The organism is Lysinibacillus telephonicus, assembly GCF_039654155.1.
In the GTDB taxonomy this organism is placed as follows: Bacteria; Bacillota; Bacilli; order Bacillales_A; family Planococcaceae; genus Ureibacillus; species Ureibacillus telephonicus.
This window is the reverse complement of sequence record NZ_CP155468.1, coordinates 1,429,676-1,442,860: the sequence shown is the minus strand read 5'-3', so window position 1 is coordinate 1,442,860 and position 13,185 is coordinate 1,429,676. Positions and strand designations below refer to the sequence as shown.

General features: G+C 37.1%; 12 protein-coding genes. All 12 read right to left on the bottom strand.

The window, feature by feature from the left end; all coding sequences use genetic code 11:
* Positions 1 to 32: 32 nt before the first annotated feature.
* Entirely contained in the window at positions 33 to 584 is a 552-nt protein-coding gene (gene lepB, locus MKY04_RS06825; protein ID WP_126292940.1) for a signal peptidase I, read from the bottom strand.
* Between the two features lie 101 nt (positions 585 to 685).
* A complete protein-coding gene (gene rplS, locus MKY04_RS06820) occupies positions 686 to 1,030 on the bottom strand; it encodes a 50S ribosomal protein L19 (RefSeq protein ID WP_126292939.1) in 345 nt (114 codons plus the stop codon).
* Between the two features lie 134 nt (positions 1,031 to 1,164).
* Positions 1,165 to 1,893 (bottom strand): tRNA (guanosine(37)-N1)-methyltransferase TrmD, encoded by a 729-nt coding sequence (gene trmD / locus MKY04_RS06815; RefSeq protein WP_126292938.1) that lies wholly within the window; start codon positions 1,891 to 1,893, stop codon positions 1,165 to 1,167.
* Positions 1,893 to 2,411 carry a ribosome maturation factor RimM gene (gene rimM / locus MKY04_RS06810; protein ID WP_126292937.1) on the bottom strand — a complete coding sequence of 173 codons (519 nt, stop codon included), beginning with the start codon at positions 2,409 to 2,411 and terminating at the stop codon, positions 1,893 to 1,895. The genes trmD and rimM overlap by 1 nt, the downstream gene beginning before the upstream one ends.
* 475 nt (positions 2,412 to 2,886) lie before the next feature.
* Complete coding sequence (locus MKY04_RS06805; protein WP_346235551.1) at positions 2,887 to 4,200, bottom strand: ISL3 family transposase; 1,314 nt, start codon at positions 4,198 to 4,200, stop codon at positions 2,887 to 2,889.
* Positions 4,201 to 4,560: 360 nt separating this feature from the next.
* Positions 4,561 to 4,794, bottom strand: a complete 234-nt coding sequence (locus tag MKY04_RS06800) for a KH domain-containing protein (RefSeq protein ID WP_126295849.1) — start codon at positions 4,792 to 4,794, stop codon at positions 4,561 to 4,563.
* A gap of 14 nt (positions 4,795 to 4,808) precedes the next feature.
* The gene (rpsP, locus tag MKY04_RS06795) at positions 4,809 to 5,081 is read right to left on the bottom strand and encodes a 30S ribosomal protein S16 (protein WP_126295848.1); all 273 of its coding nucleotides are present in this window, start codon (positions 5,079 to 5,081) and stop codon (positions 4,809 to 4,811) included.
* A 173-nt stretch (positions 5,082 to 5,254) separates the two neighbouring features.
* Entirely contained in the window at positions 5,255 to 6,613 is a 1,359-nt protein-coding gene (gene ffh / locus MKY04_RS06790) for a signal recognition particle protein (protein WP_126295847.1), read from the bottom strand.
* Between the two features lie 11 nt (positions 6,614 to 6,624).
* Entirely contained in the window at positions 6,625 to 6,957 is a 333-nt protein-coding gene (locus MKY04_RS06785; protein WP_126295846.1) for a putative DNA-binding protein, read from the bottom strand.
* A gap of 170 nt (positions 6,958 to 7,127) precedes the next feature.
* Positions 7,128 to 8,363, bottom strand: a complete 1,236-nt coding sequence (gene ftsY / locus MKY04_RS06780) for a signal recognition particle-docking protein FtsY (protein ID WP_126295845.1) — start codon at positions 8,361 to 8,363, stop codon at positions 7,128 to 7,130.
* A gap of 103 nt (positions 8,364 to 8,466) precedes the next feature.
* Positions 8,467 to 12,027 (bottom strand): chromosome segregation protein SMC, encoded by a 3,561-nt coding sequence (gene smc, locus MKY04_RS06775; RefSeq protein WP_126295844.1) that lies wholly within the window; start codon positions 12,025 to 12,027, stop codon positions 8,467 to 8,469.
* A gap of 1 nt (position 12,028) precedes the next feature.
* Complete coding sequence (gene rnc / locus MKY04_RS06770; RefSeq protein WP_126295843.1) at positions 12,029 to 12,790, bottom strand: ribonuclease III; 762 nt, start codon at positions 12,788 to 12,790, stop codon at positions 12,029 to 12,031.
* Between the last annotated feature and the right edge of the window lie 395 nt (positions 12,791 to 13,185).

Genomic DNA, 13,185 nt, shown 5'->3' with positions numbered 1-13,185 from the left:
TTCAAGTGAACCTCCTTTTAGTAACATACGTATTAATCTACTATCTGAATTTCATTTAATGGCCAAAATACAATATTTGTTTTTCCAATAATTTTTTCTTCACTAACGATGCCAATATGTCGGCTATCTTTACTATATCGACGATTATCACCCATTACAAAAACATAGCCTTCTGGAATAACTTCAAGTGTTGGATCAATGTCTTGTAATGTAAAATCCTGAGTCAATGTGCCTTCTGTTAGCTGGGATTTATATTCATCTAAATACGGCTCATCAATCGGTTCTCCGTTTATATATAATTGATCGTCTTTATACTCAATATAGTCGCCCGGCAGCCCAATTACACGTTTAATATAATCTTTTCCTTCTGGGGCATGGAATACAACGATATCGAAACGATCAAGCTCTCCCATTTTATTTACTATCATCCGGTCGCCATCTTCAAGAGTCGGCATCATAGATTCACCATCAACTACAATTGGTGTAAATAAAAAGTACCGAATAAGTACTGCAATTGCAAAGGCTATTATAAGTGCTTTTGCCCATTCCCAAATTTCATTTTTTTCTTTTTTAGTTTTTTCCACGAGAGATGTCCCCCCATCTATTACTATTTTATAGCAAATGAATAATGTTGTACAAGCAAAAAGAAAGGGAGCTTGCCAACCAAGCCCCCATTCTAAATAAATTATCGAATTTCTTTAATACGAGCTGCTTTACCACGTAGGTTACGTAAATAGTAAAGTTTAGCACGACGTACTTTACCACGACGGATAACTTCTAATTTAGCGATTTTTGGAGTGTGTACAGGGAATGTACGTTCAACACCAACACCGTAAGAAATTTTGCGAACTGTGAAAGTTTCGCTAATTCCGCCACCACGACGTTTAATTACAACACCTTCAAACACTTGGATACGTTCACGAGTACCCTCGATTACTTTCACGTGTACACGTACAGTGTCACCAGGACGGAAAGTAGGAAGATCAGTGCGAAGCTGTTCTTTTGTAATTTCTGCAATAATGTTTGACATAGTTTTCTCTCCTTAGACAGATGCTCATGCAGTCCTCTGTTGGCCACAGCGGAACACCGTAATTCAGTACTTCACATAGAAGCACAAAATGAATAATACCACATTTTTATTTATTTTTGCAAGTCGTTTAACTATTATTTTTCGTTCTTTAACTTTTCAATATATGAGATTTGCTCTGGTGTTAATTGCATTTCCTCCAGCAGGTCAGGGCGTCTTTCGAAAGTTCGTTTTAACGATTGTTCCTCACGCCATTTATCAATTTTCGCATGATTTCCCGATAATAATACATCTGGTACTTTCATTCCACGGAATTCAGCTGGACGAGTATAATGTGGATGCTCAAGCAAGCCTGTTGAAAACGAATCATGTATATGTGAATCTTCTTGTCCTAAAACACCAGGTAAAAGTCTTACCACTGCATCAATAACAGTCATTGCTGGCAATTCACCACCAGTTAAAACAAAGTCTCCTATTGAAATTTCATCCGTTACAAGATATTGTCGAATGCGTTCATCATATCCTTCATAGTGTCCACATAAAAATACAAGGTCCTGTTCTTTTGAAAGCTCCTCTGCTTTTTTTTGAGTAAAGCGTTCACCTTGAGGGCACATTAGAATGATTCTCGGTTGTCTACCCTCTGCAATTGTTTCGACTGCTTGAAACATTGGTTCAGGTTTTAGCACCATTCCAGCACCGCCGCCGTAAGGATAATCATCAACTTGTTTATGTTTATTGTCGCTATATTCTCGTATATCTGAAACTGTTAATGATACTGCCTCTTTTTCTTGAGCCTTTTTTAAGATAGAAGAGCCAAATACACCTGTAAACATATCAGGAAATAGACTTAAGACATGGATATTCATTACAATAATCCTTCCATAACGTGAATAATAATTTTCTTTTCTTCTACGTCGATTTCTTTTACTACATCCTCAATATACGGGATATAATGTTTCTTTCCGTTAGTAGCCTTGATTTCCCAAACATCATTTGCACCGGTTTCTAAAATCTCCGTAACTGTACCAATTTTTTCGCCTTCTTCAGAGAACACTTCACATCCGATGATTTCAAAATGATAATATTCATTTTCTTCAAGCTCGTCATCAGCTAATTGATCTTTTGTTACTTTTAATAAGCCTTCCTTAAATGATTCAACTAAATTAATGTTATTGTATCCTTCGAATGTTAATAAAATGAAGTTTTTATGTCGACGTACACTTTCTACAGTTACCCAAATTGGTTTTTTATCATCTTTCTTGAATACCGCTAATTTGCTTCCTGGTGCAAACCGGACTTCTTCAAAGTCAGTTGAGGATAATACGCGAACTTCTCCGCGAATACCATGAGTATTAACGATTCTGCCTACATTAAACCATTCCATAAATTCACCTCTTTATAAACTTATTGTTTACGTTCACTTATGTCAATCATACTAAGAAAAGAACAAGCGCCCTGCTCATGAGGTTACTCGTTTGAAAAAAGGCTTTTGCTTAGCACCGCGTCGGCGAGAACACCACGTCCTCTAGCAACGTCTAAAATTTATCTGCATCGAAAGCGAATCGTCAAATGCATAACTCTCGTCGTGTGGGCCTCAAGCACTCGCCGACAAAAACGCCATATCGAGTGGCATTGTCGCCACCTGCACATCCTTGTGCGACGGATGTCCCTCAATCGAAAGCATTTTTTTAACTTTCGACTAAGGGTAGACCGCGACCTTGAGGAGGTGGGTGACTTGGGCTTGCGCTAGACATTATTTAAAGATATTATACTTTTTATTTTTATAAATTAAAAAGGTTCTTTGTCAAATAACGTTGGTGAAGGATATTAATCGATTATTACCATGCTCTTAACTAGCTTTAGGCTGTTTGGGAGCGTGGTTGTTTTTGTTCTGTTGTTTTGAGTTTGAAGTGTAAAATAATTCGCTTTTTGTAATTCATAAAATTTCTATATCCATAAGCTACACGATTTAATACTTTAATTTTATTGTTAATCCCTTCAATTTTGCCGTTGTTATAAGGATAATTAAAGCTGTTATGTATATACGGAAGATGCTCTTTCAACGTTTTTATACTAGTCTTCATATAGCTAGAGATTAAAGGATGAACAGGATTTATTAAACAAGATTCTAACATTTTAAAGTCCTTCTCTTCCATTGCTTTCAAAAGGGCTTGATAAAGCTCATAATTCGCTTTTAGCACTGGATCATACGCTAAAATCTCTTCAACGATGCTTGTTTCAAGACGTTGTCCGAATAGCGAATAATATTTGTATTCAACGCTAGAGAGAGCCGATTTCTTTTTGAGAATTAGCTTCCAGTAACGCTTCAATCGACGGTACTTTTTCATGTCTTCGTTATCTGAAGTTCTTAGTTGATTCATCACACTGATTCGGCACTTATTCATAGATCGATTGATTAATTGAACTAAGTGAAATCGGTCAATAATTATTTTCGCTTTTGGAAACAGTTCTTTAATGACGCTTACATAACCTGCATTCATATCAATCGTTACCGTTTCCACATTTCGTCGGTCATTTAGGCTGTAATTCACAATGAAATGATTTTTAATTGCGAAGTTATCGCGACGATTAAGAATGTCCAAGATATCACCATTCAACACATTGATATATTCAAAAGCCATTGCCCCTTTTGCGTATTTAAATTCGTCAAAAGAAAGATGCTTCGGAAGCTTAGTATGATGGGGTTTAAGATGCACTGCAACTTCATTAATGACTCGTTGAACCGTTGTAGGTGAAATCGAACAATCTTTAGCGATCGATTTTAAGGATTGAGCTTCTGCAGATTTAATCATTACTTGAACTTTAACATTCTTAGAAATATAACAATTACGTTCAACGATTGGTGTTTTGGCAGTAAAGCTAGTGTTGCATTCTGTACACATAAAGCGTTGCTTTCTTAGTAGTAAATAGGTTGGACTTACCCCGGTAAGAGGTAAAGTAATTCGCGATAATTGAGTTCCGTTCTTAAAAACTGTAAAATTTTTGTTTTCAATACCACACTTTACGCAATGAGTAGGGTTGTAGGTTAATGTTCCAGTGATGTATTTACAAGCTTTTCCTTTAAAAGTCCCTTGTTTTACACAATCTTCATCGAATGTAATATTCAAGTCTTGAATATCAATCAAGGATTTAATACTATTAGAATATGACAAGTGAATTCCCTCCTGAATGATGGTTTTGGTCGACTTTAATTCTACAGGGAACCTCACTTGTTTTCTATTATTAAAATAAAAGAAAATAACGCTAGTGATATTCCATCACCTTCTCCAACTTTCGGGAGAAGGTGATTTTCATTCACCAACGTTATAAATTGTACAGCCATTAAAAAGAAGGGACTCGCTGATCGAGTTTCCCTCCTTTTTTTGGCTGAAACATACAGCTTCAGCTTTTTTATTGTCTCTAGCTTCAGGTGCTAGCTCTTTCGATCACTTCAACTTCCTCCTACGCGAGTACCCCCGCTTGTCGGAAGTCCCCAGTGCCGTCGAGAGCTAAACGAGCCCTTCGCTTTTCTTTTAATCCAATATATCGACGTAAGTCTTTTTCTTATGGTGACCGCCAGCAGCTGAATAAACAATTGTACGTATTGCCTTTGCAACCCGACCTTGTTTGCCTATAACTTTTCCTCTGTCTTGCGGATGAACAAAAAGTTTATAAACAATTCGACTTGAATTCTCGTCCGTCTCAATACGAACTTCTTCTGGATAATCGACTAATGGTTTTACGATTGTTTCAATCAGCGCATGCATAGCGGCACCTCCGATTATTTACTGAATTTTTGGTTGTGGAATTTTTCCATGATACCTTGTTCTGAGAACAGGTTACGTACAGTATCAGATGGTTTTGCACCATTAGCTAACCATTGAAGAGCTTTCTCTTCATCGATGTTTAAAGTAGCTGGTGAAGTAAGTGGGTTATAAGTACCAACTGTTTCGATTTGACGTCCGTCACGTGGTGAACGAGAGTCAGCTACTACGATACGATAGAAAGGAGATTTTTTAGCTCCCATACGTTTTAAACGAATTTTAACTGCCATGTTTATTTGCACCTCCGAATAAGTTTCACACAAGATAGTATATTATCAATGTTTGTGTAGTTTGTAAAGTGTTTTTTCTTAACACCTAAAATTTTAGCAAATTTTTTAACTTACTTCAACGATTAGTAAGATTTTAAGTTCAAATATTTAAGATAAATTAGATATTAGTCCTCTTATTTAAACAAAGAATCCAAGCCAGGTAATCTCATTTTTTTCTTACCTTTTCCTTGCGCCATACCTGTCATTTGCTTCATCATTTTTTTCATATCTTCAAATTGCTTTAACAATCTGTTTACTTCCTGGACAGATGTACCAGAACCTTGTGCAATACGTTTTTTACGACTTGCATTCATGATTTCAGGATGTGTTTTTTCAGCAGGCGTCATCGAATAAATAATCGCTTCAACACGCCCCATTTGTTTTTCATCCACCTTCACATTATCAAGGCCTTTAATTTTATTAGCACCTGGTAACATCTTTAACATATCTTCAAGTGGACCCATTTTTTTCACGGCTTGAAGTTGCTCTACGAAGTCATCAAGTGTAAAGCTTTGTGTCATAAATTTTTCCTCAAGCTCTTTCGCTTTTTCCATATCGACATTTGCTTGAGCTTTTTCAATTAATGACAGCACATCACCCATACCTAAAATACGTGAAGCCATACGTTCAGGATGGAATGGTTCCAGTGCATCCATTTTTTCACCCATACCGACAAACTTAATCGGTTTTTCTGTTACAGCACGGATAGATAATGCTGCACCACCACGTGTATCACCATCAAGTTTAGTTAGTACAACACCTGTAATTCCTACCGTTTCATTAAAGCTTTGGGCAACGTTTACCGCATCTTGACCAGTCATCGCATCGACAACTAAAAATACCTCATCCGGTTCTTTTAAAGCCTTAATGTTTTTCAATTCGTCCATTAGTTCTTCATCGATATGTAAACGACCTGCTGTATCGATAATAACAACATCCAAATGTTCTTCCTTTGCATGCTCAATCGCTTGTCGAGCAATTTCAACAGGGGACACATTGTTTCCAAGAGCGAATACAGGAATTGAAAGTTGTTTTCCTAATGTTTCAAGTTGTTGGATCGCCGCTGGACGGTAAATGTCAGCTGCTACTAATAAAGGTTTGCGGTTATACTTTTTACGCAGTACGTTTGCTAACTTACCAGTAGTTGTTGTTTTACCCGCACCTTGTAGACCGACCATCATAATAACAGTTGGCGGTTTTGAATTAAATTTAATTGGGCTTTGTTCCCCACCCATTAATGAAGTTAATTCATCTTGAACGATTTTAATTACTTGTTGACCTGGCGTTAAACTTTTCATTACTTCAGAGCCAACTGCGCGTTCACTTACTTTTTTTACAAAATCTTTAACAACCTTTAAGTTAACGTCTGCCTCAATTAATGCAAGACGAACTTCCCGCATCATCGCTTTAACGTCTTGTTCGGAAACTTTCCCTTTACCTTTAATCTTTTGGATTGTCCCTTGGAGTCGTTCCGCTAATCCTTCAAATGCCATTGTTTAGCCTCCTAATCCGTTTCCTTTAATTGATTAATTAATGCAAGACAATCTTCTTTAGAAGCTTCGTCTTTAATTGCATTCGATAATTGTTCAAGGATAGTTTGACGTTGACCGAATTTTTCAAATAACCGTAATTTTTCTTCATATTCCTCAAGCATTGCTTCTGTACGTCGAATATTATCATATACAGCTTGACGTGAAACTTTATAGCTTTCTGCAATTTCTCCAAGTGACAGATCATCTAAATAGTAAAGTTCCATATAACTACGCTGTTTTTCAGTTAATAATGCTTGATAAAAGTCGAAGAGAAAGTTCATGCGTGTTGTTTTTTCAAGTAGCATCAATATCTCTCCAATCATAATTTGTCTATAGTATCATATACGTTTACACAATTAACTGTCAAGGCGAAATCCTTGATATATTTAAAAAGTACAATTCAGGATAAATACTGAATTGTACTTTTATGCATCTTAAATAGTTGATTTTTGTTCCAGTCGGGCACCTAAACCAGCTAATCATCCATTTTTTCTAATTCTTTTTCCAAGCCTTCTGCAAATAGTCCGTAGACGTAACGCTCTGCGTCAAATGGCTGTAGATCATCCATTTTCTCACCAAGACCAACAAATTTCACCGGAATATGAAGTTTGTTGCGAATCGCTAACACTATACCGCCTTTTGCAGTACCGTCAAGTTTTGTCAATACAATTCCAGTTACATTTGTTGCTTCTTTAAATGTTTGTGCCTGAATTAAGGCATTTTGTCCAGTTGTCGCATCAAGTGCAAGCAACACTTCGTGAGGAGCATTTGGTATTTCCCGAGAAATAACTCGGTGAACTTTTTCAAGCTCTTTCATTAAATTCACTTTATTTTGAAGTCGTCCTGCTGTATCACAAATTAATACATCAACTCCGCGTTTTTTAGCTGCTGCAATCGCATCATAAATGACAGCTGCCGGGTCAGAGCCTTCCGATTGTTTAATAACTTCACAGCCAACACGGTCTCCCCATACTTGCAGCTGATCAATCGCTCCAGCACGGAATGTATCACCTGCTGCAAGTAAAACGCTTTTACCTTGTGTTTTTAAACGATGTGCAAGCTTTCCAATTGTTGTCGTTTTGCCGACACCATTAACCCCAACAAATAATATAACAGTAAGCTCACCCTCTGGCTGCATATTTAATTCCACAATATTTTCTTCGCCAGCTTCATAAATTTCTACTAATTTTTCGGAAATAATCGTTTGGATGCCTTCTGTATCTTTAATATTTTTCCGTTGCACCTCAAAACGCAGTTTATCCATTAAATCCATTACCGTTTCAAAGCCAACATCAGCTTGCAATAAAACCTCTTCTAGTTCTTCGAAGAAATCTTCGTCAACTTTACGGTATCGAGCTACTAAATCATTAACTTTTGAAGTAAAGGAATCACGCGTTTTCGCTAGACCCATTTTAAATTTTTGGGTAATTGACCATGCTGACGGTTTCTTTTCAGTCTCTTGTTCAACTACACTTTCAGAAAGATTGTCTTTTATTGAAGAATCTGTTTTCTCTTCTGTTTGTTCTTCAATAATTTCCAACATTTTTTCCACTGTCTCTTCAACTGTATTAAGTTCTTCATTTTGTTCAACTTTCTCTTGTACATCAGATGAAAGAGATTCCGATGCATCAGCTTCTTCAACATGTTGTTGAACTTTTTCTTCTTCAGCATTACCTATTAATTTTTCCTTCAATCGTTTGAAAAAGCTCATAAAATTCCGCTCCTTTTCCCTATTAGAAAATTTGGCTTATCGCCGAGCATTCTCTGCGATAAGCCCTAGTTGCACTTAAGCAGATAACACAGTGGATACCTTTTTATCTGCTTAGTACTGCTTCTTCTTCAAGTTTTACAGAAACAAGTTTAGAAACACCTGATTCCTGCATTGTAATACCATATAAAACGTCCGCACCTTCCATTGTCCCTTTACGATGCGTAATAACAATAAATTGTGTTTCGCTGCTTAATTTATTCAAATAGTCGCTATAGCGTTGTACATTTGCTTCATCGAGTGCAGCTTCCACTTCATCTAAAATAACAAATGGAACTGGTCGTGTATTCAATATTGCAAATAATAGTGCAATGGCTGTTAGTGCTCTTTCTCCACCAGAAAGCAAACTTAAGTTTTGAAGTTTTTTTCCGGGTGGCTGCGCTACAATCTCAATGCCGGTTTCAAGTAAATTATCTGGATCAAGCAATACTAAATCAGCCTGTCCACCGCCAAACAGCTCTCGGAATACAAATCTAAACTGTTCCTGAATCATCGTAAATGATTCTCTAAAACGACTAGACATTTCTTCATCCATTTCTCTAATTGCTTCATGTAATGTCTCTTGTGCTTCGATTAAATCATTTCGTTGCTCAGTTAAGAATGTGTGTCTTTCTAAAACACGATCATATTCTTCAATGGCAGTTAAGTTTACAGGGCCAAGCTCTTCTATAGATTGTTTTAAAAGTTTTACTTTTCGGCGGACTTGGTCAACATCTTCAATGTCAATCGCTTGCTGCGCGGCTTCTTCAAAGTCAAGTTCATACTGCTCATCTAATTGTGTATGTAAACGATTGATTTCAAATTCCATTCGACTTCGTTTTACTTCAATTGCTCTCAAGCTTTCCATAAATCCTTTATGAACACGCTGTAATTCTTTTAACTGTTCTTCAAGCAGGGATAATTTTTGCTGTTGTTCTAAACGAGCCTGTCGATTTTTTTGTATTTCATTCGTTAGTGTCTCTTTTTTAGACGCCCATTCTTGAACAGTTTTTTCAATTTCCTCATCAGAAGGACCGTCGCTATCATTCTGCTGTATCCATTTAATTTCTTGCGCAATAGATTCTAGTTGTTGTTTTGCTTTTGTTCGCTTTAATGCTAGCTCAGCCGTTGAAATTTGCAATTGGCTAAGCTGTTCTTGAACGACGGCAAGCTCTGAACGTTTTTGTGCAGACTGCTCACGCAAGTCATCTTTTTCTGTTTCACTTTTTGATTTTAATTGAGTAAGTTGCTCTACTTGGTTGTTAATATCATCGAGTTCCAACTTTAGTTGCTCTAGACGCTTTATAGCCTGTTTTTTTTGTTGTAAAAGAGAAGTTTTTCTTGATGTTGCTGACGACTGTTCAGAAGTTGCGTTATTAACTGTCATTTTTAGATTTTTTTCTTCAACTTCTAATTCAAGTAATTTAGCTCGATGCTCTACCTCTTCTTGACGAAGTGCATCTCCTTCAACCTTTAAAGCCTCTAATTGTTCTCGCAACTGTGCCAACAGTTGTTTTTCTGATGCGACTGATTTTTCAGCTTGAACAATAGAAGCATCCATTTGTGAAAGCTTCTCTGTCAATTGATCCAGCTCCGCTTTACGAGAAAATAAAGAGGATTGCTGCTTTGATGCACCACCTGTTAGAGAACCTCCGGCATTAACGATATCTCCTTCAAGTGTCACAACACGGTATTTGAAACCGCAGCTTCTTGCGATTTGGCTTGCACCTTCAAGATTTGAAGCAACTAAGACATTACCTAATAAATTCTCAACTATACTGCGATTTTCTTCATCAAAATTCACAAGTTCATAGGCAAGGCTTACAAAAGCAGGGTGTTCAGTAGCTGAAGCTAGTTGAGAAGGTAGCAATTTTCGGGACTTCATAACAGTTTTAGGTAAAAATGTTGCTCGTCCAATTCGTTTTTGTTTTAACCAGCCAATTGCTCTTTGCGCATGTTGCTCCGTTTCCGTAACTATATGTTGGGAGGCAGCGCCTAAAGCCGTTTCAATAGCTTTAGAGTACTTTCCATCAACTTGAATTAACTCTGCAACTGCCCCCTCAATTCCAGGTAGCTCTCCTCGATCACGAGCCAACAAAATCTCTTTTACTCCTTGGAAGAATCCTGAAAAATCAGCTTCAAGCTCTGCTAAAGTATCTTTTCTTGCTTTAAGTTGCTGCTGATGTTGATAGGCTTGATACAATAACTGTTGTTTCTCGTCAAATGATGATGAAGCACCCTTCAGTTGAATTTGTATTAATTCATATTGCTCAAGTTTTTCTTTAACTTGTAACTCAACTTTTTGCAAAATCTTTTGAAGCTGCTGTTTCAACTCGCTAACTTGTTCAAGCTTTTTAGCCATTTCTGATGATCGATCACTCATTCTATCAGCCGTTTCTTGGTGTAATGCAAGCTGCTGCTCTATATGCTTTAATTCGTTTCTAACAGTTGCTTCTTCATTTAATAAATCGATATATTTATTTTTTGATTGCTCAATTTCTTGCTCAATTTCTATTGCTGATGAATTTAATGTCAGTTCAATTTGTTTTATGTCATTTTTTAATTGTTGAACTTCTTTTTGCTTTTCTGCAAACTGTAATTTCTTTTCCTGTTCACTTGCAGTTAATTCATTCTCTTCTTCAGTGGCTTGCTGTAATGAAATTTGCAATTGTTTTAACTGTTTTTCAGCATTCAATCGCTTTTCTTTCATCAAAGCTTTGCGGCCTTCCCATCGTTCAACTTCAGAGCTTGCTTCAACTAATTGCTCTTGTGCAGCATCTAATACTTCATCAATGTCTTTTAATTTTCCACGAATACCATCTACTTGGGCTTCAAAATTTGAAATTTCCAATGCATGCTGATGTTCAGTTTTTCTTAAATCCTCATGCTCACTATTTACAGCTTGTAAATCAGCTGAGTAGTTTGTTAAATCGTTTACAATTAAGGCAATATCAAATTCTCTTAATTCTTCTGACATTCTTACATAATCTTTTGCTGCCGATGCTTGAATTTGTAATGGTTCTAGACGACTATCAAGTTCATGCAAAATATCTAAAACGCGGTGTAAGTTTTCATCTGTTTCAACAAGTTTATGTTCTGCTTTTTTCTTTCGCAGTTTATATTTTAAAACTCCAGCAGCTTCTTCAAATATCGTTCTGCGATCATCTGGTCGACTGTTTAAAATTTCATCTACGCGTCCTTGAGAAATAATAGAAAACGCTTCTTTCCCTAGACCAGAATCTAAAAATAAGTCCGTAATATCCTTCAGGCGACATTGCTGATTGTTTAGCAAATATTCGCTATCACCTGAACGATACACACGTCTTGTCACACTTATTTCTGTATAGGGCATTGCAACCTGTTCATCTTCATTATCTAAAACAAGCGTCACTTCTGCAAAATTCAGTGGCTTCCTTGAATCACTTCCAGCAAAAATAACATCTTCCATTTTGGATCCGCGCAGTGATTTCGCTGATTGTTCCCCCAACACCCACCGAATGGCATCTGTAACATTACTTTTCCCACTGCCATTAGGTCCTACAACTGCTGTTACACCAGGAACAAAATCAATACCAATACGATCAGCAAACGATTTAAAGCCAATTACTTCAAGTCGTTTAAGGAACATACTATTCCTCCTTGTGCAAAGACTGATTTAAAGTTACCATTGCGTTTTGAGCTGCTTGCTGTTCAGCCTCTTTCTTCGATTTACCTCGTCCAATTCCGAGTTCTTGATTATTTAATAAAACACGGGAGACGAATGTACGATTATGTGCCGGTCCTTTCTCGTCTACAATTTCATAATGCAGTACACCATTATTTGATTGTTGAACCATTTCTTGCAATTGACTTTTAAAATCCATCACATGCGAAAAAGCACCGACTTCTACTTTAGGGAAAACAATTCTTTCTAAAAATTCAACTACTATATCTAACCCTTGATCTAAATAGAGAGCTCCAATAAATGATTCAAAAACGTCTGCTAAAAGTGCAGGGCGCTCACGACCACCAGTAAGCTCTTCACCTTTTCCTAATAAGACGTATTTGCCGAAGTTTAGTTCATTTGCGAAGATAACAAGTGAAGGTTCACAAACGATTGAAGCACGGAGCTTTGTTAACTCTCCCTCACTCATATGTGGATATCTTTCGAAAAGGTATTTAGATACAGATAGTTCAAGAACTGCGTCTCCTAAAAACTCAAGTCGTTCATTGTCAGTAAAAAGTTTGCGACGATGCTCATTCACATAGGATGAATGCGTAAATGCTTGATAGAGTATGGATTTGTTTCGAAAATAAATATTGAGTTCCTCTTGTAAAAATTCAAATTGGCTTTTAATTTTTTCAGGTAGCACACCAATTTTATGATTACTTCCTTTTTTTCGTATTGTCATGAACAATCTGCCTTCCTAATAGATTCTAACGTTTAGTTTACCTTGTTATGTATGAGAAATTCAACTTTTCTTTAATAAGAAAAGCGGAGAACGCTCGTTAAGCTCCGACAACAACTGGAAGATCCGACAAAAGGGCGCTTTTTGCCCTTGCCGGAGGATCTGAAGTTGTCGAGGAGCTAGCGTTCGCAGCTAGACATCTTGAAAAGCGGAGGCGGCTCGTTTACAACCGACAAGCGCTCGCCGACAAAACCGCCACATCGTGTAGCATTGTCAGCACTAGCCCATCCATGTGCGTCGGAGAGCCCGAATCGAAAACGTCTTTTCAGTTTTCGACCGAGGGCAGACCGCGACCTCGAGGGTGTAGCCGCCGTAGCTAGACATTTTTTAGAAAAGCG

Coding starts and splice junctions, on each gene's coding strand:
- ffh (WP_126295847.1), bottom strand. CDS start 6,613: ATGGCATTTGAAGGATTAGCGGAACGACTCCAAGGGACAATCCAAAAG.
- rpsP (WP_126295848.1), bottom strand. CDS start 5,081: ATGGCAGTTAAAATTCGTTTAAAACGTATGGGAGCTAAAAAATCTCCT.
- ftsY (WP_126295845.1), bottom strand. CDS start 8,363: ATGAGCTTTTTCAAACGATTGAAGGAAAAATTAATAGGTAATGCTGAA.
- trmD (WP_126292938.1), bottom strand. CDS start 1,893: ATGAATATCCATGTCTTAAGTCTATTTCCTGATATGTTTACAGGTGTA.
- rnc (WP_126295843.1), bottom strand. CDS start 12,790: ATGACAATACGAAAAAAAGGAAGTAATCATAAAATTGGTGTGCTACCT.
- rimM (WP_126292937.1), bottom strand. CDS start 2,411: ATGGAATGGTTTAATGTAGGCAGAATCGTTAATACTCATGGTATTCGC.
- MKY04_RS06785 (WP_126295846.1), bottom strand. CDS start 6,957: ATGCTACTTGAAAAAACAACACGCATGAACTTTCTCTTCGACTTTTAT.
- rplS (WP_126292939.1), bottom strand. CDS start 1,030: ATGTCAAACATTATTGCAGAAATTACAAAAGAACAGCTTCGCACTGAT.
- MKY04_RS06800 (WP_126295849.1), bottom strand. CDS start 4,794: ATGCATGCGCTGATTGAAACAATCGTAAAACCATTAGTCGATTATCCA.
- smc (WP_126295844.1), bottom strand. CDS start 12,027: ATGTTCCTTAAACGACTTGAAGTAATTGGCTTTAAATCGTTTGCTGAT.